22 protein-coding genes are annotated in these 24195 nt (G+C 44.7%); 10 read left to right on the top strand and 12 right to left on the bottom strand.

Annotated elements, in window-relative coordinates:
- Positions 1 to 65: 65 nt before the first annotated feature.
- From TW81_RS03330 to TW81_RS03315, 3 genes are all read right to left on the bottom strand, one after another.
- Entirely contained in the window at positions 66 to 854 is a 789-nt protein-coding gene (locus tag TW81_RS03330) for a transporter substrate-binding domain-containing protein (RefSeq protein WP_045954317.1), read from the bottom strand.
- A gap of 530 nt (positions 855 to 1384) precedes the next feature.
- Positions 1385 to 1585, bottom strand: coding sequence for a restriction endonuclease subunit S domain-containing protein (locus TW81_RS03320; protein WP_045954315.1), 201 nt, complete (start codon positions 1583 to 1585; stop codon positions 1385 to 1387).
- Positions 1586 to 1663: 78 nt separating this feature from the next.
- Entirely contained in the window at positions 1664 to 3577 is a 1914-nt protein-coding gene (locus TW81_RS03315) for a methyl-accepting chemotaxis protein (RefSeq protein WP_045954314.1), read from the bottom strand.
- 385 nt (positions 3578 to 3962) lie between these two features.
- Between TW81_RS03315 and TW81_RS03310 the strand changes: the two genes are divergently transcribed.
- Genes TW81_RS03310 through TW81_RS03285 form a run of 6 tightly spaced genes read left to right on the top strand, consistent with a single transcriptional unit; the run spans position 3963 to position 10722 of the window.
- A complete protein-coding gene (locus TW81_RS03310; protein WP_045954313.1) occupies positions 3963 to 4919 on the top strand; it encodes an AAA family ATPase in 957 nt (318 codons plus the stop codon).
- A gap of 10 nt (positions 4920 to 4929) precedes the next feature.
- The gene (locus tag TW81_RS03305) at positions 4930 to 5853 is read left to right on the top strand and encodes a DUF58 domain-containing protein (protein WP_045954312.1); all 924 of its coding nucleotides are present in this window, start codon (positions 4930 to 4932) and stop codon (positions 5851 to 5853) included.
- Complete coding sequence (locus TW81_RS03300; protein ID WP_045954311.1) at positions 5850 to 6326, top strand: DUF4381 domain-containing protein; 477 nt, start codon at positions 5850 to 5852, stop codon at positions 6324 to 6326. The genes TW81_RS03305 and TW81_RS03300 overlap by 4 nt, the downstream gene beginning before the upstream one ends.
- On the top strand, positions 6319 to 7290 hold the full coding sequence (locus TW81_RS03295; RefSeq protein WP_045954310.1) for a vWA domain-containing protein: 972 nt from the start codon (positions 6319 to 6321) through the stop codon (positions 7288 to 7290). Before TW81_RS03300 ends, TW81_RS03295 begins: the two co-directional genes overlap by 8 nt.
- Positions 7283 to 9088 (top strand): vWA domain-containing protein, encoded by a 1806-nt coding sequence (locus TW81_RS03290; RefSeq protein ID WP_045954309.1) that lies wholly within the window; start codon positions 7283 to 7285, stop codon positions 9086 to 9088. The genes TW81_RS03295 and TW81_RS03290 overlap by 8 nt, the downstream gene beginning before the upstream one ends.
- Positions 9088 to 10722 (top strand): BatD family protein, encoded by a 1635-nt coding sequence (locus TW81_RS03285; protein ID WP_052706133.1) that lies wholly within the window; start codon positions 9088 to 9090, stop codon positions 10720 to 10722. Before TW81_RS03290 ends, TW81_RS03285 begins: the two co-directional genes overlap by 1 nt.
- An 85-nt stretch (positions 10723 to 10807) precedes the next feature.
- On the opposite strand, the gene TW81_RS03280 is transcribed toward TW81_RS03285, so the two are convergent.
- Complete coding sequence (locus tag TW81_RS03280) at positions 10808 to 11188, bottom strand: winged helix-turn-helix transcriptional regulator (protein WP_045954307.1); 381 nt, start codon at positions 11186 to 11188, stop codon at positions 10808 to 10810.
- A gap of 150 nt (positions 11189 to 11338) precedes the next feature.
- Between TW81_RS03280 and TW81_RS03275 the strand changes: the two genes are divergently transcribed.
- A complete protein-coding gene (locus TW81_RS03275; protein WP_045954306.1) occupies positions 11339 to 11881 on the top strand; it encodes a nuclear transport factor 2 family protein in 543 nt (180 codons plus the stop codon).
- Between the two features lie 264 nt (positions 11882 to 12145).
- Positions 12146 to 12637: a hypothetical protein gene (locus tag TW81_RS03270; protein WP_045954305.1), complete on the top strand. Its 492-nt coding sequence runs from the start codon at positions 12146 to 12148 to the stop codon at positions 12635 to 12637.
- A 42-nt stretch (positions 12638 to 12679) separates the two neighbouring features.
- Here TW81_RS03270 and TW81_RS03265 read toward each other — a convergent pair whose 3' ends face one another.
- Complete coding sequence (locus tag TW81_RS03265; RefSeq protein ID WP_045954304.1) at positions 12680 to 14632, bottom strand: NACHT domain-containing protein; 1953 nt, start codon at positions 14630 to 14632, stop codon at positions 12680 to 12682.
- Positions 14633 to 14954: 322 nt separating this feature from the next.
- Positions 14955 to 17075, bottom strand: coding sequence for a sensor domain-containing diguanylate cyclase (locus TW81_RS03260; protein ID WP_045954303.1), 2121 nt, complete (start codon positions 17073 to 17075; stop codon positions 14955 to 14957).
- 284 nt (positions 17076 to 17359) lie between these two features.
- Here TW81_RS03260 and TW81_RS03255 point away from each other — a divergent pair, with 284 nt between their 5' ends.
- A complete protein-coding gene (locus TW81_RS03255; RefSeq protein WP_045954302.1) occupies positions 17360 to 17833 on the top strand; it encodes a L,D-transpeptidase family protein in 474 nt (157 codons plus the stop codon).
- A gap of 24 nt (positions 17834 to 17857) precedes the next feature.
- On the opposite strand, the gene yddG is transcribed toward TW81_RS03255, so the two are convergent.
- The 5 genes from yddG to TW81_RS03230 all read right to left on the bottom strand — a co-directional run bounded on the left by yddG (position 17858) and on the right by TW81_RS03230 (position 21966).
- On the bottom strand, positions 17858 to 18754 hold the full coding sequence (gene yddG, locus TW81_RS03250) for an aromatic amino acid DMT transporter YddG (protein WP_045954301.1): 897 nt from the start codon (positions 18752 to 18754) through the stop codon (positions 17858 to 17860).
- A 62-nt stretch (positions 18755 to 18816) separates the two neighbouring features.
- On the bottom strand, positions 18817 to 19215 hold the full coding sequence (locus TW81_RS03245) for an OsmC family protein (RefSeq protein ID WP_045954300.1): 399 nt from the start codon (positions 19213 to 19215) through the stop codon (positions 18817 to 18819).
- Between the two features lie 10 nt (positions 19216 to 19225).
- Positions 19226 to 20230, bottom strand: a complete 1005-nt coding sequence (locus tag TW81_RS03240) for a Gfo/Idh/MocA family protein (RefSeq protein ID WP_045954299.1) — start codon at positions 20228 to 20230, stop codon at positions 19226 to 19228.
- A 107-nt stretch (positions 20231 to 20337) separates the two neighbouring features.
- A complete protein-coding gene (locus tag TW81_RS03235) occupies positions 20338 to 20952 on the bottom strand; it encodes a LysE family translocator (protein ID WP_045954298.1) in 615 nt (204 codons plus the stop codon).
- A gap of 93 nt (positions 20953 to 21045) precedes the next feature.
- Positions 21046 to 21966: a LysR family transcriptional regulator gene (locus tag TW81_RS03230; RefSeq protein ID WP_045954432.1), complete on the bottom strand. Its 921-nt coding sequence runs from the start codon at positions 21964 to 21966 to the stop codon at positions 21046 to 21048.
- Positions 21967 to 22156: 190 nt separating this feature from the next.
- Between TW81_RS03230 and yjeH the strand changes: the two genes are divergently transcribed.
- The gene (gene yjeH, locus TW81_RS03225) at positions 22157 to 23416 is read left to right on the top strand and encodes an L-methionine/branched-chain amino acid transporter (RefSeq protein WP_045954297.1); all 1260 of its coding nucleotides are present in this window, start codon (positions 22157 to 22159) and stop codon (positions 23414 to 23416) included.
- Here yjeH and TW81_RS03220 read toward each other — a convergent pair.
- On the bottom strand, positions 23402 to 24160 hold the full coding sequence (locus TW81_RS03220) for a class II glutamine amidotransferase (RefSeq protein WP_045954296.1): 759 nt from the start codon (positions 24158 to 24160) through the stop codon (positions 23402 to 23404). The two genes, yjeH and TW81_RS03220, sit on opposite strands and share 15 nt — an antisense overlap.
- Positions 24161 to 24195 lie beyond the last annotated feature (35 nt).

The raw sequence follows: 24195 nt of genomic DNA, 5'->3' as shown, positions 1-24195 counted from the left end.
GTCACATAACGGGTTTCAGCATATCGCCTGAAACCCGTTCACATTAGCCTAAATGGTGGGGACGATTATTTAACTTGCGTTAACCATTTGTCGTCGTTGAACCACTTGTCGTAGATGCGATCATAAGTGCCGTCACCCTTGATCTGACGCAGATAACCATTGAGGAAGTTAAGTGTATCTGGGTTACCTTGCGGAACCGCCCAACCTAATGGCTCATAAGTGAATGGTTCAGCAAGGTGAACGAGCTGACCTTTGTTCTCGGCGTTGTAAATAGCGTTGAAAGGTAAATCATAGATAAACGCGTCCACTTTACCGTTAGCGACTTCAAGCACCGCTTCAGACTGTGTTTCGTATAGATTAACTTTCGCTTTTGGCAGGTAACGCTTAATTGCTTGCTCACCTGTTGTGCCCAATTTCGTTGCGACAACGAACTCTTCACTATTGAGATCACGGTAGTTTTGAACCTTACCGTCATGTTTAGGGTTAAGCAGAATAGACTGACCAATGATGACGTACGGGTCAGCGAAGTTAACTTGAATATTACGCATTGGGGTAATAGTCATACCGCCCATGATCATATGACACTTGCCTGTTAGCAGTGTAGGAATAATGCCATCCCATGCTGTATTAACTGGCACATACTTCACGCCAATCGCGCGTGCCATTTGCTTGCCGAGATCAATATCAAAACCTATGTATTGACCATTTTTTGCCGTCATTTCAAAAGGCATGTAGCCAGAATCAAAACAAACTTTTAGCTCACCGCTGTTTTTGATGTCATCTAAAATTGGGTCCGCAAGAGCAGGAGTAGAGACAGCGACAGACAATGCAGCAGCGCAAAGCAACTTTTTCATAGATATTCCTTTATCGTTTGTTAAAGATTTCTTATACCTCATTAGGGAATAAAAAACCACTATTTATTGATTAACTAGCCAATAAACCTCAATTAAAACGACAATACACAGAATAATTATGCAATTCAAACACTGATCAACACATCACTCCGCTCATGTATTAAACAATTAATTTACATTGTTCAACATGAGTAAAAGACTATTTTTATTGCCTTATTTTCAGATACATAATGGTTTATAGTGCTTAATTGCGTTTTCTTAGAATAACGACTAATTCTTCTACTAAAGCCCGAACGTTACACGCCGTCATAACGATTCATTTCTGCCGCGTTGCTATAAACCAAGCGAAGTTATTAATCGTCCTAGCCAAGCAATTTCACCAAACGCGATCAAGTCATAGAGGGTGAAAAACACAACGCAGATAATCGCGAGTTTAATTAATCGATAGAGAATAAACATGGCTATTCCTATATGAGTGGGCATTAAAAAAGCCGCATACTGCGGCTTAAACACTTTGGGTCTGTTGAACCTTAATGAACAGGTGCATCCGATTTGGCGTAGAACTTACCAAAATACTGCTCAAGCACTTCTGGCGTTAGTTTGCCTTCTGCTTCTAACTGTTTCAACTCGGCAGCGATGGCTTTTTGCTCTTCAATTGACGGCAGTGCCACTTCTGGCTCATTGCTCATCTCTTGCGACATCTGCTCTAGATCTTTTTCGAAATCACTCATGATCTCACTTACCCCATAAATAAAAACTGAGTCTAAGTTTACCCACTTAGACCCAGTTATTCCAGTATCGTAAAGACTTTACAGCTTGAAGCTACCTACCATAGTGTCCAAACGAGCAGACAGCTCCTTAAGCTCAGCACTTGCTGCGGCGAGCTCTTCTGCTGTACTTGTGGTCACCTCATTTATCGCATTGATCTCTTCAATATTCTGGTTGATGGTGTGAACCACGGTCGACTGTTCTTCTGTCGCTGTGGCAACTTGGGTATTGCGGTCTGAAATGTCATGAATTCGCTCAGAAATACTGACCAACACATCTACCGCTTCGTCCGATGCTGACACCCCTTCACCTGTCACACTCTTGCCCGCTTCCATTGCTGAAACCGCATCTTTAGCATCACTTTGAAGTTGATTAATCATCTTCTGGATCTCTTCTGTCGAGTCTGCAGTGCGACTTGCTAAATTGCGCACTTCGTCTGCCACGACAGCAAAACCACGGCCTTGCTCACCCGCACGAGCCGCTTCTATTGCCGCGTTTAACGCCAGTAAATTCGTTTGCTCTGAAATATCACGGATCACATCGAGAATTGAACCAATTTCTTGGGTGGTAGAAGCCAGTTGCTCGACCACTTGCCCTGTATTCTCAATATCGAGCGCCAAACGGCTAATCGCATCTTTGGCCTGATTGACAACGTTTTGCCCAACTTCGGTATTATCTGACGCCTGATTCGCCGTCTCCGCCGCCGTCGCCGCATTACTGGCTATTTCACTGATGGTGGCTCCCATCTGATTGATTGCCGTCACCACTTGAATAGTTTGATCGCGTTGAATCTGGCTGTTGTCGTGAGTCGTATTGGCTTTACTGGATACCCCATCAGCAGCGGATTGCAACGCATGGCTGGTAGAAGCCACTTCTTTCATCGAGTCGTGGATTTTCTCAATAAAGCCGTTGAAACCTTCCGATAGCTGACCTATTTCATCGCTGCCTTTAATTTCAATGCGCTGAGAGAGATCGCCATCGCCCTTACCTAGATCGGCAAAGCGGGCTGATATTTCACGAATCGGACGCGCAATACTGTTGGCAAGGAATATGCCCATGAAGATAAACAGACCAGCAACCACGATTGTGGTTAACATCATTTGATGGGCAACGGCATTTAGGTCGGCAAATACTTCAGCGACAGGTACCACACCAACAACAAACCAGTCCATCGCAGCCACATAAGTACTGGCAACAAACACGTGCTCACCTTGATATTCCGTTTCAATTAGATTGAAGCCAGATTTATCTAACAATGAAGAGGAGTCGCCACCAAACAGTTGGCTTATAGTTGATTTCGCTTTACTGCTATCGCGATGAATTTGCACCTTACCTGCCGAATCGGCAAGAAAAACAAAGCCAGTGTCTTCAATTTTAAATCCATTCAGCAGCGCGACCATGTCATCCATCGATTTAGATAAACCAGACATCGACATACCATCAAGCACCTGGTAGTTAGTAAACATTTTCACTTCACCGGTGGCTTCTTGGAAGATGCTGACTGACTTTGCATGTCCTGATTGCTTAAAGCCAAAGAACCAGCCATCTTGCTGTTGGTTTAATTGACGCAAAAAACCATTCTGGTTCCAATAGTAAGCGGTATCTCGGTTAGCTACAGAAGCATCATTAAGCTTATATTGCGAGCGTAAATTGTTCAGTTGCTTTACTAATTTTGCTTCGACATCAGGAGAAATACTGGTTGTATTGATAGCTTGTTTAACAAATTCATTGTTGGCAAGTTGCTCTGCTGCGAGCAATAACTGGCTAACTTCGGTATCAATTTGGCTACTGATCTGTTCGAGCATCGAAGGAAGCTCGATATCAATCAACCTATGTTCCAGCACCACTCTTGCTTGGCGCTGTGCCATGACTCCGACGATAATCGTTGAGGCTAAAACAGCAAAGGTGATCCCCGCGACCACTTTCTGTTTTATGCTTATTGAGTTTAATTTCATTTTACCAGCCTTAAGAAGCGATTAATGTTTATATGTTTGATCCCTGACACATGGAATAGTTTTAGTGTGCCAGTTTAGGTGTCGACACATACAATCAGACTAATATATCGACTTAATGACAATTTTCTTTACTAATCAATCATCAGATAAATATCTTCTAAGTTACCTCTATAAACAAAGACCTTTTGCCGCAAGAATTCAAATTTACCAAGTTGGATTTGCGATTTTAGTCCCCATATTTTAACTACCTGAAATAGTTGCACTTGTTCAGCACCCGCCAAATGTCAAAGTGGTGATAATTTCATCACTCTAAGTTGCTCTTTTATTGTGAGTGGAACTTTTTTCGTTTGCGAGCTACTAAGTGAAAAATGGGAGAAATAAGATCATGAATTCACACGCTCTACAACAACTGCGCGAATATCTAAACAGCCAAATCATTGGTCAGAGCGAACTGGTGAATCAGCTGCTCGTTGCACTCCTTGCCGACGGACATATTTTGGTCGAAGGTCCACCAGGGCTTGCTAAAACTCGCGCAGTCAAATCATTGGCTGATTGTATTGAAGGTGATTTTCACCGCATCCAATTTACACCAGATTTGCTACCCGCAGATTTAACGGGCACCGACATTTTTCGTCCTGAAACCGGAGAGTTTACTTTTCAGGCTGGGCCGATTTTTAACTCACTTATCTTAGCCGACGAAATTAACCGTGCCCCGGCCAAAGTACAAGCTGCCATGTTAGAAGCAATGGCTGAAAAACAAATCACCGCAGGGCGAAACACCTACAAATTACCCGAATTGTTTCTCGTGATGGCAACGCAGAACCCCATCGAGCAAGAAGGCACTTACCCTTTACCTGAAGCGCAACTGGATCGCTTTTTGATTCACCTAGATGTGAAATATCCTGACGCCACGAGTGAACTTGAAATTCTGCGCTTAAATAGAGGCGAAGCCAAGGGAGAGAACGGCTTCACACCACCGACTTTGTCGCAAGCTGATATTTTTGCTGCACGTCAGTCAGTGTTAGACATTCATATGGCTGAATCTATCGAGCAGTACATTATTCGTTTAGTGATGGCGACCCGTGAGCCAGCGAAATACGACGATACGCTCCAGCAATGGCTAGAGATGGGGGTCAGCCCGCGTGCAACCATAGCGCTTGATCGCTGTGCTCGTGCTCATGCTTGGTTAAATGGTCGCGATTTCGTCTCACCTGAAGATGTTCAAGCGATGGTGTTCCCGGTATTGCGTCACCGCCTTCTGCTCAGCTATCAAGCGCAAGCGGAAGGCATTCATCCAAATCAAGTGATCAGCAAACTGTTATCTTTAGTCGGCAGTGCCTAGGTAAAAAGGGATGGAAAACACATTGCCTCCATACAGTGACGGAGTCAACCTAACCCTTGAGGAACTGCTCGATTACAAACAGCAATGCATAAAATGGTTACCCCCTGCCAAGAGTTTATGGTCACAGATGCTGGGCCAGCATCAAAGCCGTCAACTTGGTCGAGGTATGGATTTTAGCGAGGTTCGCCAGTATCAGGCAGGCGATGATATTCGCTCAATTGACTGGCGCGTCACAGCTCGCACTGGCAAGCCACACACTAAGTTATTCAGTGAAGAACGAGAAAAGCCGATCGTGCTCTATCTCGATCTCTCGCAATCGATGCTGTTTGGTTCTACGTTAATGCTAAAGTCGGTGCAAATGGCGCACATGGCGAGCTTGCTCGCTTGGCTAAGTGTCGCGCAGCAAGACCGGATCGGTGCTGTTATCGATACTGGGAATCAACTGATTGAGCTCAAACCAACATCACGTAATAAAGGGGCACTGGCGTTACTTCAATCTTTGGTTAATCTGCACAAACAACAGCTCTCTTCGCAATCTGAACTTAGTTATGACGTAAATCATGCATTGCAAGCGCTGGCTCGCGTTTGTCCAAAAGGGAGTGACATTATTCTCCTGAGCGATTTTTCTCGCTTCTCCAGCGCTCATGAGTCTAAACTCAGTCGCCTTAGTCAGCACAATCGAGTTCGAATGATTCAAATCAGCGACCCTCTAGAGCAGGGACACACCGCCTTTCGCGGAACAGAGCAAGTCACCAACCATCAGCAAACCCGTTGGCTGGATTTTTCTTCTAATAAAACGCGTCTTGGTATTGAACAGGCGTTCAAGCAGCAGCAAACTCAACTTCAAAACATGGCCTTAAGGATGGGGGTTAGTTTTTCATCGCTCTCTAGCGGCGCTGCCTTGACTCAACAATTACATGGATTTTCATTATGAGCTCAGAGACTCAAACTTCACTTTTACCTTTGAACCCAATGCATTTACCTGAGCCACCAGCGTGGTTACCGCTCGCTTGGGGTTGGTGGGCACTGATTGGCGGCTTACTAGCACTTTTGCTCACCACTTGGCTCCTTTTACGCTGGAACAAAAAAAGATTAGCGCCGAAAAAAACCGCTCTGCGCTTACTCGCTCTCGATCAAAAACCCTCCGAGGCGATCGAGCTCGTCAGACAAGCGGCGCTGTGTTATTTCCCGCGCGAACAAATCGCCCAACTGACGGGTAAAGAGTGGTATGTATTTTTGGATAGTCAGCTATCCAGCCCTCGCTTTAGTGAAAACTATGAACTTTGGCAACAAGCTTTGTACAGCAAACAGCCAATACCTAATGCACAGGCCCTGATCCAAGACTGTAGCGAATGGATAAATCAAGCATTGCCACCGAAAAAAAGAAGGAGCAAAACACGTGGCTAATATTAGCTTCGTTTGGTGGTGGGCAGTGTTCCTGTTGCCCATCTCGCTGTTGATCTACTTTTTTGCGCCGCCGAAGAAATCGGCGGCAGCAATTCACTTACCTTACTTGCCTGAATCTCAAGGCAGTAAAGCTCCCAGCAATACCCTTGCTAAGCTACTTTGTACCTTTATATGGCTGGCTCTTGTTACCGCTGTCGCTAGACCAGTTTGGTATGGTGAACCGGTGACAAGCTCGCCGAAACATCGCGACTTGATGCTCGTGCTCGATCTGTCTTACTCGATGAGTCAAGAGGATATGAACGATGAGCAACAAGGCTATGTTGACCGCCTAACTGCAGTCAAAAAGGTAGTGAGTGATTTTGCTCAGCGGCGACAAGGCGACCGTCTTGGGCTGGTGCTATTTGCCGATCACGCCTATCTACAAACACCATTGACCCTTGATAGAAACACCATTTCTGAGCAAGTTAATTCTTTGGTTTTAAAGCTGATTGGTGACAAAACCGCACTGGGTGAAGGCATAGGCTTGGCGACCAAAACCTTTATCGACAGCGACGCACCTCAACGCGTCATGGTACTACTCAGCGATGGCAGTAATAACTCGGGTGTACTTGATCCGATCGAAGCGGCCAACATCGCAAAAAAATACCACGCGACCATCTACACCATTGGTGTCGGAGCCGGAGAAATGATGGTCAAAGAGTTCTTTATGACGCGTAAAGTCAATACCGCTCAAGATCTCGATGAGAAGACGCTGATGGAGATCGCTAGCGTCACAGGAGGTCAGTACTTTCGTGCCCGCAATGCCAACGAACTCGCCACCATCTACGACACCATCAACAGTTTAGAGCCGGTATCCAATGCCACACAGACTTGGCGACCTCAGAGCGAATGGTTCGGACTGCCGCTTACTATCGCTTTGCTGGCTTTTATCTTGCTACTTATTTTAAGGAGGAATCATGTCTAGCTTTCTTTTCCTCTACCCGATGTGGTTACTCGCGCTTGTGCCTTGGGCTGGACTTATCTATTGGCTTTCACGGCGTGATCGTCGCCAAACGCTGATCGCACCACATTTAGCTCAAGCGATGGGCATTCAAGCGACACAACTAAGTAGGAAAGCATTGAGTGTGATTGCAATCAGTGGCTTGGTTTCTATTACGGCACTAGCCGGGCCGAGCTTTAGCAAACAAGACGTCCCAAGCTTTTCAAATGCCAGCGCACGTGTTGTGGTGATGGATATGTCGATGTCGATGTATGCCACTGACGTGAAACCCAATCGACTTACCCAAGCCAAATATAAGGTTGCAGATTTGCTCGCCAACTGGCAAGACGGTACGACAGGATTAGTCGCATACGCGGGTGATGCCTATCGAATTAGCCCAATGACGTCGGACTCACAAACCATCGCAAATCTAGTACCGAACTTATCGCCTGAGCTGATGCCTTATCCGGGCGCTAATGCAGCTGCTGGGGTAAAACTGGCGATAGAAATGATGACCAACATTGGTCTTGCCAAAGGTGATATTGTCCTAATTGCCGATGACATAGACGACAGTGAACGCCATGATATCGAAAACGAGTTAAGTGGCACATCTTGGCGGCTAAGCATCTTAGGTCTTGGCTCGCGCTCAGGTGCGCCGATCCAACTCAGTGACGGCTCGCTGATGACCAAAGATAATAGGCAACCCGTCATCGCTAAATCAAACTTCGACAATATGAAAGAACTCGCCTCGTCAGTCGGCGGTTACTTTGTACCTATTCAAGTCACAAGCAGTGATGTTGAGCGCATTAGCCAGCTCACTTCTCAGCTTGATTCAGCAGAGAAACTTAACAACGGTCAGTCCATCACTGAGCAGATTAACCAAGGTTATTGGCTGCTACCTCTGTTGCTGGTCCCTGCACTATTGATGTTCCGTCGTGGACTGTTTTTTAGTGCGATGTTAGTAATGATTCCCCTGTCACTAAATCACCCCGCTCAAGCGAGCCCTTGGCTAACCGAAGATCAACAAGCAATGAGGTATTTCGAAAGCCAAGAGTATGATAAAGCGGCGCAGCTGTTTACCGATAAGCAGTGGAAAGGACTGGCGCAATATCACGATCAGGACTTTAGCAGCGCGATTGAGTCATTAAAAGAAATTCAAACACTCGATGGGCGCTACAACCTTGCCAATGCCTACGCACAAAATGGCCAACTGGATCAAGCCGCTCAGCTATACCAGTCGATACTCAAGCAACAACCCGATCATCAGGATGCACGACATAACCTTGACGTTGTGCGCCAAGCTCAGCAGCAACAGCAACAGCAACAGCAACAGCAACAGCAACAGCAACAGCAACAGCAACAGGATGATTCTGGGGCAGATCAGAGTCAATCACAAAATGGATCTGAACAAGGGCAAGAGTCACCAAACAACAAGCAAGGCGATGAAGAGCAATCATCAGCAAACCAACAGCAAGATCAGCCTCAAACGGGGCAACAACAAAGTCAGCCCAGAGAAAAAGATACGCAACAACCTGCTTCTGAAAACGACCAAACACAGCCAGACAACGCATCTAACTCTGAGGTCGCACAGCAGCGGTCCGAATCAGCACCCTTGTCTGACGGTCAGCTCAACGAGTCAAACAATCAACAAAACATTGAACCTGAGCTGCGCAAACTACAACAGGTAGAAAGTGCACGCGATCCTAGCCGCTTATTGAGGGCGCAAATGATTCTTCAAGCACAGCAAAAGCAACCGCCACAAGATACAGGTAAGAAATGGTGATGAAAAAACAATACCCTGTGTATATTGCGAGCCTATTGGCCCTATTGTTAACACTGACCAGCCCCTTTGCCTTCGCCACTAGCGTGATGGCGACCGTGAGTAAAAATAAAGTGGTCAAAAATGAAGTCTTCCAACTGCGTATTGTGGTCGATAAGAAAGTGTCATCCGATGCGCTCGATCTTAGCGTTCTCGACAGCGATTTTTACGTCGGTCGACCAAGTTTTGGTAGTTCAATCAATATCATCAATGGCGATCGTTCAACTCGCAGCGAATGGAACATCACACTTGCCGCGCAACGCTTGGGAGTTGCGACGATCCCTGTGTTTAGCATTGACGGCGCATCTTCTCAGCCAATTGCGATTCAAGTTGCGATGGATACCAATGAGCCCAAGGCCTCTGATTTAATTGAGGTGCAAAGCAAGCTCAGTAAAACCCAACTCTACCCTAATGAGAGCGCAATTCTCAGCACTCGACTGATTGTTAAAGCCGATCCAAGGAGATTACAAAACCCGAACATTATCCCACCGAAAGCCAATGGCGTTTCTCTGACTCCATTAGGCGAGCCTAAGCAGTATCAAAGTGTGCTTGAAGGTGTAGAGGTGACAGTGGTTGACCAAAGTTACCGAGTCACAGCAGATACGGCTGGTGAATTCACATTAAATGGCATTGGCTTTAAAGGCAGCGTGGTTTATGGCGATAACCGCACCAGCACAACTAAGTTGGTGTCTGCCGATACACCAGCGGAGACATTCCAGATTGTAGTTGAGGCAATCCCAGATAATTACCAAGGAGCCTGGCTTCCTGCCGCGTCACTCAATCTCACCCAACAATGGACGGATTCGAGCGGCGATGACATTACTGCGTCTAACACGTACAAAACTCAAGTTGGTGAGTCGATTACGCGTGAGATCAATTTGGACATCCAAGGTCTGGCAAGCGAGCGCTTTCCTGAGCTGAAAATTGACTACCCAGAGTCACTGCGCGTGTATCAAGAAAAGCCACAATTTGAAGACCTAGGCGATGGCAAAACACGCATGACCATCAAACAAGTACTCATTGCTCAGCGGCCAGGCACCATACACCTCACTGAGGTTAACCTTAACTGGTGGGACAGCGACAATAAATCTGCCCAAACCGCACATTTACAAGGTTTTCAGCTCGATGTTGCACCAGCTTCGGGGCTCAGTAATGAACCTCTCCAGCCAGCGGTTTCTTCTGCGCAAAGCATTCAGACCGTCGTTGAGTATCAAGCGGGTTTCTGGCCTTACCTTACCGCTCTGTTCGCCACGCTTTGGCTAGTCACACTAACGCTATGGTTGAAAGGTAGAAAACTGACACCTCAACTACTTCAGCCCGAGTTAGCCAACTCAACAACCGAGCAGTTAATAGCAGCATTGAAAGCGGATGATAAGGTCAGAGCCAACTTTTTGCTTACAACATGGCTTAATGAAAATCCAGACCTAGATGAACAACTTAAACAAAAGATAGCTGAGCAAGCATTTAGCATGAATCAGAGCCAGTATTCGACTGATGTAAATAGTTGGCAGGCGAAGGAGCTGATCTCACTCGTCAAACAGGGAGTAAAACAGCACTCCTCTCGCAAGCAAAAAGCCGAAGATCTCGCTCATCTATAAGAATTTGCCTTCACAGGTACGAAAGAGCCTAGCTAAAATAGCTAGGCTACTTGTGACATAAATATTTATCTTTGTATCTACTATCTCAGCTTTTCTCGTCGTAGGTTTTACGCGCCTGTTCAATCTGCGCTCTATGAGCGTCTGCCCAGCAAACTAATTGATACAAAGGTTCTACGAGATCTTGCCCCATCTCGGTAAGACAGTACTCCACCTTTACTGGCACTTCAGGATAAACGGTTCTCGTGACGTAACCTTCGCGCTCCAGATCTCTCAGTGTCTGAGTCAACATTCGCTGCGATATCCCTTCGATTCTTGATTTCAGCGCGTTAAATCGCTCTGTTCCATCAACAAGGGCAAACAGAATAAGTAGCGACCATTTATCGCCAATTTGGGCAACCACATTGCGAACCGCGCATTCCTCATTGTTGTAGAACACCCTGCGTTGTGATTGAACGTTGTCGGTCATCTTCCCCTCCACTATTCCGATGATAAATGCTCATAGGTTACCTAAAAGTGCCTTCCTCACCTTTTAGTACCTTCTTGTTATGTAGGTTACTATTAATTACTATAATGCACAACGTATACCTAACCTAGATACCATTAACAGGAGCACCCTATGTTAAAAGCAATGGTTTCATTATTTCTTTTGCTATTTAGTACCACAATGCATGCAAACGCATCAGACAAGTTGATCATTGATCTCCAAAGCTTGCAAAAACCAACTTGGACGGAACAAGAACTAGCTAACGCAAAATTGATTACAGATTTTGTACAAAACTTGATGAACAATCATAACTTTAGCTATGTACTCGAAAACTACAACGACAGTGCTTACGTGCAACACAATCGCAATCTGCCAGACAAGATCACTGGCTTAGTGGGTTTTCTAGCCGAGTTCGTCGAGGAATACCCAGACTACACCTATGATGTGAAGCATATATACGCGGATGGTAATTTTGTCATCTTTCATTCTCACGCCACGTTAAACAAGGAAGACCGAGGGAACGATCAAAAAGGGATGAACATTATTGACACGTGGCGTATCGAAGATGGTCGAATCGTCGAGCACTGGGATTCAATTCAAGCCCTCGATTTTTCAATGCGCGTGTACTCTCTGATTAGTGGTGGAGACATCGAAAATGAAAATGGCGTATTCTGACAACGATTGATTTCAAATCCGCAAGTTAGGGTGGGAGCAATTCTTCCATAAAGAAAGGGCCTAGCCAAAAGCTAGGCCCTTTTCATCAAAATAAAAGGCAACACCTGCCCTTCTTTTCTTGGCATGGCAATTTGAATACGCTTCGGTAAGTATTTACACAGCTATTCCCACATAACTCACACAATGAAAACCTGTAAAACAATAAGTTGCAGTCAAAATCATTGTACAATGCTGCTTTATGAGGTCGGATAGGAATATTGGAGAATGACTAACATAACTTTAAGAAAACATATTATTGCTCTTTTAACTTGCACAGTTTTCAGCACCCAAGCATATGCAAATTCAGACCTAAATAGTTCTGAAAACGCCAAGCCGGCGAGCCGAATTGAGTTTATGGATTGTTTAATAGATACAACGAATATGCTAAGCCCGAAAATGGCTAAAAAGCACAAAACAACCATAGTTAAAATTGAACAAGACCAAACCTTCGCAAATCAACTGTACATCGACTATGTTGATGCTCACTTAGTGGAAGTCAAATTGGCTACAGCGCAACTAATTCAATTGTATGCAAACACGTCTCTTACACCCCCAAAAGACAAAATTCCAATGTTTCAATTAGAATTTCTCAACTCGCTCTCTAAAGAAGAACTCACAGAGTTAAATGGCGCTGCAATTAAAACCATTGAAGGTCAAAACTTAAAGATGCGAAAAATCGTCAAGGATATAGCTCCAAATTGCTATAAGAATCTTTAAAATCTAAACAAACTAAGGAGTCAACTGGCTCCTTTTTACATTCTAAAATAAATCTTCCAACTCACTATCCAGTTCTGACTGTGTTTTTAATGTTTCCAAGAACAGTTTAATTTTATTGCTTGAAAAAATTCGATTCGAATAGTTAACTCTTGGACACTGTTCTGATAGAAAATCGATAAGAGTAGGAAACTTACATATAGAATCTAAAGTCGTCTCATCTACTTTGTACCAAACCTCTTCACCAAAAGATTCAACAATGCTGGAGAATTCCATCTGTTGGAAATCTTTAGGCAGTCCATGGTGTGGAGAGTCAACTGATAATTTTTCCAAAGCACATTGATGAATGTTGTACGCCGAGTTATCAGATAGAAGAACAAGAAAATAAACATCTCCTTCATATTCAAATTTTCTCCACGTGAACATATATACGTCTTCGTAAAACTCTGGAAATTTATTTCCTATACGAGCTCCATCTGGAGTCTTACCATCCACAGAGTACTCTTTTAATGGCAATAGGAGAAAGTTGAAATGATACAGATGACTTATGGTAGAGATAACCGCTCTCTCAGTACTAGATAAATCTATAGATTCTGAATCTAGTTTATCGGCATAAGACTTTGTAATCACCTTATCGTATAAAGAAGGTGATATATCATGAACAAATTCAAAAACCTTAGAAAATGATTGAGACATTTGACCTACAAACATTTTTTCTAGCAAGAGATCTCTATTATTACTGTCATAAACAATATATTCAGCAGCAAAAAATTCAACTATAGTCGCATGAAGAAATTTATATTCGTGTCCCTCTTTCAATAACAGTGGAACTGCGTTTTGCAAATCTTGCAAAAATGCATTAGGTGATTCAGGCATTGTACCAGAGATACTTATTGCCTTGTTAATAAGTTCGATAGCATCACTACTTGATGAAAACGTCATTCTCCTTTTAGCTACCATCTGAAAGCACAATGCTCGAAGTAGTGTTTTGAACTGTTCAATATCTAACTTTGATAGTTTCTCTCGCTTGAATCCGTTTTTATTCTTTAAATCATGCCCTTTAAATAAGGCATCATATACTTCTCTATAGAACGTACTAATTCTATCTGCGATCGAATTGTTCGCACCAAACGTCGTATATAGTAAAGAAACAAGCAGTGGATTTTCTAAAAATTTACTAGGAACACTATCAAACTCTTTAATTAGACGAGTACCTATATCTGCACCAGAATAATCATCAAGTCTGTTAATCAAACTTTTAGCCTGCTCGACAGTAAAACTTGAAAATTGGTACGAATCCGAATCAAAAACCTCAGGAATAAGCTCCTGCTTTCTTGAAGTTAAGACTAACGTATTTCCTTTCCCTTTTTCGGATATCGTTTTTATTTGATCAGCGATTTCTTCTTGACGGTCAATTTCCACCTCATCAAATCCGTCCAAAACTAGTATGAACTTGCCATCATTTATAAGCTCATAAAACAGTTCGCGAGAAAAATTTTTTCCAAGCAAATCCAATTCCTGAGCAATACATTCAATCAAATCAATATCAGATTTAGAGCGTCTCAATTCAAATAAAATCGGAATATATTCTGTAGACTCTAATACTCTATGTACCAAATACTTCGAAAATGTACTCTTCCCCATTCCCGCATTATCAATAATTAGAAATGACTGCTCTAGGTTTTGAATAACCTCTTCAATTGTCTTTACATCATTATTTCTCTGTACATTATTTTGTAGGAACAATGGTTCATAAGCTTGAGCAATTTCTAATTGAGCCTGAGGAAAACAAATGCAGGACATTTTTGAGACTCTGTCAGACAACCTTTCTAGATAATTAGCAAGTGTAGAAGCCAATTTTTCTGGTTCTAACTGCTCTTTAAGTGCCTTTTTTTCTGCCCATTGAGTGACTTTTCTTATCCGAGGACCAAACGCAGCTTCAACAAAACCAGTCAATGGTTTAACCGCTGTTAGTGCGGCTTTTTCTTCAAATGCCATTACTTACTTCCTATCGAATTAACGCATAGCTTCTATCTAATAGTATAACGAACTAAAAAATTCTCGTGGGCGCGGGCGCTACAGATTTGCCCACGAGCATAAAGTTGCGCCCGTCATTGTGGTTTATCTCAAATCGTTGACTGGCAAACACTGATAAATAACATTACACCACGTAAATAGAGTGGTGTAAACGAAAGGAAATATTATGTCTGTTCATAGCGTTAAGTACACACTATATGCTGTACTTAGAGCGTCAATTGTTAAGTTGAGCTATTTCTCTGAGCGTAAAATGGTCTGCAGGAAAAGCTAGGTCAGCACCTCATCACACCCCTTCAAGCAAAGAGACGGTGCCGATGACTTGGTTACGACCTTTATTTTTGGCTTTATAGAGAGACTTGTCGGCGGATCTATAGAGCTTATCAAAGCTGAATTGACTTTGGTTCAGTTCCATCACCGAAAAGCCGACCGATACAGTCAGTGAGTTGTGGATGCTGTTCTCTTCGTGGAGGATATTTTCTTTTTCGATCCTTTCACGAATGCTTTCAGCCAAGCTAGCGACTTGCTCAGCATTTTGGCTTGAAACCAAAAGTGCAAACTCTTCTCCGCCAATACGGCAAAACACTTCTCGCTCGGCTTGAGTATATTTTTGCAAGATACTGCCAATTCTCATCAACGCGATATCCCCTTGCATATGACCGTAACAATTGTTGTATAAGCCAAAGTGGTCAATATCCACCAGGATTAAACCGTAACAATTTGGGCTATCGTCCCCTTCAAAACAGAGCTGTTCGAGAAGTGATTCGAGCATTCTCCGGTTACCCAAGCGAGTAAGAGGGTCAAGCTTAGCCATGGTTTCCAATTGCTCATTGGCTTTTTGTAGCTCTCGGGTACGTGCTTTTACCTCTTTCTCTAGGTTGTCATTCAGTTCATGGATTGCCTGCTGAGCACGAGTTCGCAATAGCACTTCGGTCAGATTCGATGCAAACATACGAATGACTTCGCGCAGTTGGTGCGTCAGTGGTGAGCGTTTGATGAGATTGTCGGCGGCGATAAACGCGATCGGCTCGCCACTGTTGCTAACCAGCATGGTCATTGCCGTCCAGCCAAAACCAACAATATGAAAGTCGTGATAAATTGGGACGGATTCTTCAAATACAACGTCATTAGGGTTGGTTTGCGCTGCCTGAACAATGGCACGATCGACAGTGTCTGAGCGATAGTAAGACTCATCCACGACATTGCCTTGGATGTCGGTTCCCCAAGTGCCTTGCATATGGGTACAATCTTTATCTGTCAGGAATACGGCAAAACGGTCAATCCCTAAGCGATTAATCGCAAATGTGACCGCAGATTTACATACCTCACTGACTGTCATACAGCGCGATAGTTCAACCATGCTCGCATGAAGCATACGCACGTTTTGCTCTTGCCGCTTACGAATATAGATCTGAGATAAAAGTGAACCAAAGGATTCCAACATTTGGCGCTGATAAGAGGTGATTGGGGTGCGATTTATGTAGTTGTCCATCGCAATCCAACCGATAATTTCATTGTCGTCGCGTAAGATCAGCATGCCATTCCAACCCTGACCGATCACTTTGCCCGCCATATAAAGTGGCGCTTCTTCAACGATGACCAGGTTTTCTTTACCTTCAAACAGCGCGTTAATGTAGGTTTCTTCTAGTTGATGAAGGTCATACTGGGTGTGGTGCTCGCTGACTGTCTGGCCTTGTTGATTGGTACCATAAGTACCATTAAAACAACGTTTTTTGATATCGAGCAGCATGAATGTCGCGCGGTCGAAACCCAATTTGTCACGAATAACTTCAACAACGATACGATACAGTTCATCAAGACTAGTAGGGTTAGATATCTCGACCGCCACCTCTTGCACCAACTTCATATTATCGATAAACAGTTCGCGCTGTTTAATCACATCCAGATATTTGGCTTCTTTAATATCTCGCTGTTTAAACTCTTTGGCGGCTTCGGTTTCTGCTCGCACACATTGCCAACGAGCAGCAATCACTTGAAGAGTATCTAAATAATGGGTCTGATTTGTTTGCTCAAGCTTGTCTAGCTGGAAATTTTCAATAATCAGATAGGTGCGAACATCAGGATGATTGTCCAGCATAAAAACATAGCTGTCTGTCCCCATAACCTGCGTGTATTGCCACTGACAAGTATTGATGGCTAAAGGAATTAAACCATCAGAAGTGTCAAACTGAGACACCCAAGTCCAGAAAGTTTCAGGATACAAAGAAATCGCGGCAGGACTGCCATGCTGGAACAAGAACTCCCCGACTTGTCCTCGTTTGATTTCTACAAACACCGCCATGTTTTCAGGCTCGGCTAATTCATCAAGATACTGAAATAGAGCATTAGCCAAAAATCGCTGATTTCTGGCGGAAAGAATATCCTTAAGAAGTACTCGTGAAAGCATACGCCTAGCCTAAACCATAAAAATTATCGCTATACGGCTTAAAACGTAATCAGCTATCAATTGGCAAGCAATGAGATTCGCAAACGGTTGTTAAGTGACTCGCAAACAGACTAAAACAATGTGTCCATATATGATACCTACTGCATTTTTTCCATGACCTTGTTTCCATTAATTTCATTATTGTTGCAGTTCAAATTTCACAAAATAGTTTGACGTAATAATACTCCCTGTCTGGGTTGAATACAGTACACTTCTATAGAAACGAACTAGGAAGAGTAACCTTAATGAAAGGCTTGTACTTGCTTGCTGCAGTGTTGTGTTTTCCTGCTTGGGCTGATGTCGACGTAATAAAAGTGGATAAGTCCAAACGGCGCATGTACTTGATTGAGAATGACAGCATTATCAAGGAGTTCCGCATCGCACTTGGTAAGCGACCTAAAGGACATAAGCTCTATGAGGGTGACCAACGTACACCGGAAGGGCGATACTATCTAGACTTTGTAATAGAAGATTCTGAGTTTTACCGCTCAATTCATATCAGCTATCCAAACGCCAGAGATATTGCCTATTCTCGTTCACTTAATTTGGACCCTGGGGGAGACATTAAAATTCACGGTCTAAAGAACGGAGAAACGCGCCCAGCCAGTTATGTACAAAGCTTTGACTGGACGAATGGTTGTATTGCAATTAGCAATCGCGAGATGGATGAACTGCTTAAACTTGTTTCACCAGGTACCCCAATTGACATAGTTTGGTAGTAATAGTTTTGTAATATTAGACAGCTAACTGTTGCCGTGCTCTCTTGTTACCCACCAGCACAATAAAGATCCCAGCGTTACCATGATCACACCTTGTAAAAAGCTTTGACTCAATACTAAACCAAGAATGACGGATGAAATCACCGTCGAAAGCACTGGGGTGAAATAAGACAAGGTGGCAAGTAGCACCATATTGCCGCCGATAATGGCGTAGTTCCATAGCGCATAACCGCTGCCCATCGCGATCCCTGAAATCAGTAGTAGGCCTGCCGATTCGAGGTTGAGTGTCATCCCTGTCTCACCGCTCAACGCATACTTAATCCATAGCGTCACAGCTGTCATTATAAAAAACAGCGTGATTGCGTTTTGCCCATTGGAAATACGCTTAGTGAGGTTGCAGTAGATCGCCCACAAAAAGGCGCCGACAAAGGCCATTGCGTAGGTAACAGGATTAGTGGCTACGTTAGCGGCGATCTGCGCGACAGAGAGTCCTTGCTCACCGGTAATGCTCCAGGCCACACCAAAGAATGCTAATGCGATACTCGGGTAAACCCAAATGCTGGTCTTTTTGCCACTGGTGACAACAGCCATTAGCACTGTCAAAGCGGGCCACAGGTAATTGATAACAAGCATTTCGACTGCTTGCTGACGCGAGTTCGCCATAGCAAGTGCTAACGCGAGACAAATTTCATAAGCAACAAACAAACCTCCACCGATCACAACGTAACGCAGTGAGTAGTGACGTACTTTCGGCAAGCCCATGACCAAGACAAGGAAGATTGATGCCACAGTGTAAATTGATGCGGCGCCTCCGACTGGCCCAAGCATTTCTGTTACCGTTCTGGCAAATCCCATTACGCTACTCCAAAGCAAAATAGCGACGACACCTGCCAGCGTAAATTTATGCGAACTGTTTATCATGTTGGCTTACTCAAACAAAAAAGCCGAGCTGAACGCTCGGCTCGAAACGTGTAATCAAAGCGTTAGATAATTTCCCAACTGTGTGTCATTTCAACGCCTTTACCTAGCATCAAACAGACCGAGCAGTATTTCTCTAACGAATCTGCCGCGACTTGCGCCACAACGTCTGGAGAGAGGTTGTCACCCGACACTTCAAAATGAATATTCACCTGAGTGAAAATACGTGGGGCACTATCACGACGCTGGGTGGTCAACTTTGCATTACAGGCCGTTACCGCCTGCCCAGCCTCTTTCAGTCCATCGATAACATCAACCGAGCTACACCCACCAGCTGCCATCAAAACCATCTCCATCGGGCTAGGTGCTGTTGCTCCCCCATTGCCGTCCATAACAATGGAGTGCCCTGATTGGGATTGGCCCAGAAACTTAAATTCTTCTACCCACTTAACTTCAGCTTGCATCGCGCGCTCTCTATTTAGTCTTTTTTGCAAAGTGTTTCTTATCTGTTGGGAATACAACGCCCGTTTGACGTCGAATTTCCTCAAGCAATTTAGCCACAATTAACGAACGTTGAGTGCAGCTAGGATTCATTGATTGTTGCTTGAATTGGTTAGCAAATTCAAGCGCCTCGTAATACATCGGATTGGATTCTTGTTTAACACTCAAATCGATACCTAGATCACTACCACGAGTAAACTTAGTCAGTTTCTTGGCCGTGGAAATCATGTCCATCAATAACGCACCTTCTTCGCCTTGGATCTCACTCGGCAGATAAGAATCGCTTGTTTTGGAATGCTGTAAAACCACTTCAAAGCCTTCATATTTGAGGATCACGCTACCACTGCCATCCACTCCTGAATCTAGCAGCTGCGCCTGTGCAACCACAGACAGGGGCTCGCCAAACAACTCTATCGCTGAACTTAAACAGTAAAACCCGATGTCCATAATCGAACCATTGGCGAAATCAGGATTAAACGTATTCGGGTTTTCCCCCGCCAGATATTTCGGATAGCGCGAAGAGTACTGGCAATACGTGATCAGACCCTTACGAATCTTGCCAATTGAGGACAAAGACTCTTTTAAGCGTTTGAAATTAGGAATATGTGCAGACATAAAAGCTTCAAACAGCAACACATTGTTCTGCTGCGCCACGTCAAACATTTCTTGCGCTAACGCATAGTTAGATGCCATTGGTTTTTCAACGATGACATGTTTACCCGCTTTCATCATTTGTAGCGCTTGAGGGCCATGAAGCACATTCGGGCTAGCGATGTACACCACATCAAATAACGGCGACGCCGCGAGCGCATCGATATCATCAAACAAAGCAGGTGCGTCATACTTTTCGGCAAACTGACCTGCACTCTCTAGTGAACGGGAATACACGGCTGCGAGCTGATACTCGCCAGTTTTTAGCGCCGCTTCAACAAATTGGTCTGTGATCCAGTTGGTACCAATGATCGCCAATCTTATCATTCTTATTTCTCCTTTTGGCCCACTTGGCAACGTGAGCGTGACCGATTTAGCCTCACTCACTACCACACAATGATGAACCTAGGTTCAAAGAGTGATACTGATAAGTACTACACTGTCAGGACTACACGTAACGCAAGCAAAATTAAAACTGCGCCTGACAATCGGTCTATTAACAAAGCTTTTGAACGGATTCTATCAATTAATCTCGGGCTGGAAAGCAAAAATGTAATCAGGCTGTACCATAAACCATCGACCACCATAGGCGTCAACACGATTAAGCCTTTAGCGGCGACACTATCACCAACGGCAACAAACTGGCTAAACAGAGCGATAAAGAACAGAGCAATCTTGGGGCTAAGCAAAGAAATCAGAAATCCTTCTCGTGCTGACTGCCACAGACTGGTTCGTTCCCCTGACTCAAGCTTGGCGGCAACGCCTCCTCTCGAACGTAACGCGTTATAACCAAGATAGGCGAGATAAGCCGCACCAGCATAGCTAATGGTTTTAAACACGATTGGAGATTGCTGTAACACGACGGCTAGGCCAATTAGCGTGATAAAAGCATACAGGCCAATCCCCATCGCGTGTGCCCAAGCGGCCGCTAAACCGTTAAGCCGACCGCCAGCTAAGCTATGCTTGGCAACTGCAGCCAAACTCGGCCCCGGCGACATAGCACCAAGGATACTAATGGTGAATAAAGATAGCCAAACCGTGAGTGTCATACAAAAGCCCTATACGCTGTGAGTTTCAATAACCCAAAGCTAATCCATCAGTTAAATGATTTGAAATCAAAGTTAATCATAGTGGTCATGATTTCAAATCATACCAATCGAATAGCTCGACGTCTGCATCGCAACATAGACTTTGTCACGCATCCATTGGTGGGCTTTGTCATGATCATATTTAGGGTGCCACATCAACCAGTATTGGTGAAACTCGGTATCAAATGGCAGTGGCTTGTAGATAAGCTCGGCTTCATTGCAGAGATTACGCGCGATATGCTCTGGGACAACCATCAGATAATCACTGTTGGTTAACGCATTCACCGCGGCCGAGAAAAATGGCACCTTAAGCGCTATCCTGCGGCGAAAACCTCGCTTATTCAGCTCGATGTCAGCGTTGGAATCCTTGTCCCCTCCTCCCGTCACTTTGAGATGAGGGTAACCTACCAAAGCTTCGCAGCTGAGCGGCTGCTTGTGACTTAAAGGATGCGCTTTTCTCATCAAGCACACCGACTTGTCTTGACCAAGTTTGACACTGCTGAGATGTTCGGGCGGCTCGAAAAGCATGGTCGACGCTAAATGAATGCCCGTCGAATCAAACTGGGAGAGGAACTCTGGCTGCCACAACCGATAAGCAATATTGACTCGCGGAGCCTGCTCGACCAAAACCGCTACCACATCAGGAACGATATACTGAGCCACATAATCACTGGAGGAGAGGACAAACTCTTGTTTCCACACTTGAGGGTCAAACGGCTTATCGGCTAACAATGCGTCAAACTCACCCAACAATTGACACAGTTTGTCTTTCATCTCTAGCGCTCTTGGCGTCGGCACCAATTGATTGCCGTTTCGAACCAATAACGGATCCGCACACACCTCTCTCAGTTGCGACAACTGGCGACTCATCGCAGATTGGGTGATGTGAAGGCGATCGGCCGCTTTGCTAACATGACATTCTTCTAAAAGCACATGCAGCGAACGCAGCAAGTTAAGATTAAGATGGTTAAACATAGAATTAGTTAGCACAGAGTGAATCATCGCAATGTGACATAAAACTTGACCAGAGGAAAGCAGGTAAATTGCCGTAATGAGTACCACAAACCGACAATGTGACCAGCATCGGTGACGAAATGACTACTGCATACTGAGTACGTCTGATATAACCTATTGCGAAAGCGATTTTGGATGCGTTGGAAACGGAATGAGCGAACTCAAAAAAGAAATCACCCTACTGTCTGGTATCGGGCAATTGTCCACCACACTGCTGGGGACCGGACTGTTTATGGTGCCCGCAATTGTTGCAGGGATTGCAGGCTACGAGTCGTTATGGGCGTGGCTGATCCTATTTATCGCTATCTGTCCGATTGCGCTTACCTTCGCCCAACTCGGCAAGCGTTACCCAAATGCAGGTGGCACCGCCTACTTTGTGCGCCAAGCGTTCAATAGCAAACTAGAAAAAAGTGTCGCCTGGTTATTTTTAAGCGTTGTGCCTGTCGGCATTCCAGCAGCGATCGCACTGGCCGGGGGGTTCTTGCAACAGCTTCTACCTGATAGCATCAACTCGGCATTATTTGCTCAACTGCTAACCATCGTTATGTTGATTGGCGTTAACCTAGCTGGTGCGAAATCATCAGGGCGGCTACAAACCTTTATCGCACTCTCGATTTTCGCCTTAATGGCCGCCTTTTGGTGGAAAGGCAACTTTACCTCGCAAGATCTTGTCTTACCGGCGATGAATAGCGACAGCTTGTGGTCAATTGGTGCCGCGCTCGGTGTGATGTTCTGGTGCTTTGTCGGTATTGAAGCTTTCGCTCATATGGGAGAAGAGTTCCAAAACCCGCAACGAGATTTCCCAATAGCGATCATAGTCGGCTGTTTTATCGCGGGGGCGACTTACTGGATTTGCTCAATTATCGTATTAAAGATGGGCGCGTATGGCTCGTCAGCCTTCGACAGTGCTTCTATCCCGTGGATATCAGAAAAGCTGTTTGGTAGTGAATTTAAAGCTTTGATTAGTGTGATTGGCTTTGGCGCCTGTTTTGCTAGCGTCAATCTGTATACACAAAGTTTATCGCGCATGGTGTGGGCGCAAGCAAAAGAATACAGCCCTAATAGCGCCCTCGCTCGACTTTCTATTCGTGGTGTTCCAGCCAACGCCACCTTTGCGGTGGGTGGCGTCGCCCTTGCCTCGTGTGTTGCCGGCAAGCTATCAGGCTTAGACTTGGAATTCTTCCTTAAATTGGCCAACGGCATTTTTGTATTGGTTTACTTGCTTGCCATGCTCGCGGCCTACAAACTGCTGTCTGGTTTTAGTCGCTACCTTGCTGCTATCGCGCTACTGCTGTGCACTGCGGTGTTCATTTGTTTAGGTTGGTCAATGCTTTATGCGGTAACCATTTTTGTTCTGCTCAGCCTTCCCTGGAACAAATGGCGAACCATTCAAAACTCAAATCGCGTATGACTCTATATGATCCGCATGGATGGCAAGAATACTTTGCGGCGTGACGGCCATCCATTGATCACTTTTTTCTAACGGCTCTGATGCGAGAGTAACATTCGCCCCCTCTTGTTTGATAAATACAGTGGGCGCTTGTTGATCGGAACTGTACCTAACCACCCAGAACTGAGCGCCATCAGAGATGCAAATTGAGGCTTTGAGCGGTTCAGCGATCTGTTTGTTCTCCATCACGGTACATACCATCGCTAGCGTGTGCTTAATCGCCCGAATCGGATTTTCCTTTAAGCCATTTTGCAGCATGAGGAGAAAGATTAACTCGCTGTCAGTCGTACCCTTACGTTGTAAAAATAACGGTTCAGAGAGCTGACGTTCCAGCTCAAACTTAACTTGTTCGAAACAGCCAATCTGACCATTGTGCAGGAACATCCAATTATCAAGGATAAATGGGTGGCAGTTGGAACGCGACACTTGCGTCCCAGTTGAAGAACGCACGTGCGCCATAAATAGATGAGAACGAATGTGATGTGCAAGAGAACGAAGGTTTTCATCGCCCCAAGCAGGGAGCACTTCATGAAATTGTCCTGGAGTGCGGCGCTCGGTGTACCAACCTAAGCCAAATCCATCGGCATTCACCCTTGTAACGGCTTTACGCGCTTCTAAGCGTTGATGAACCAATGAGTGCTCCGGTTGGTAAACCAGTTCATCAAGATAAATCGGAGCGCCTTGATAGGCCAACCATCGGCACATATGTTTTCCTTACTTTCTCACTCTTTTCATCATCC

This window comes from Vibrio galatheae, assembly GCF_000967545.1.
Taxonomy (GTDB): Bacteria; Pseudomonadota; Gammaproteobacteria; order Enterobacterales; family Vibrionaceae; genus Vibrio; species Vibrio galatheae.
The sequence above is the reverse complement of the archived record's forward strand: the minus strand, read 5'-3'. Positions and strand labels throughout refer to the sequence as shown.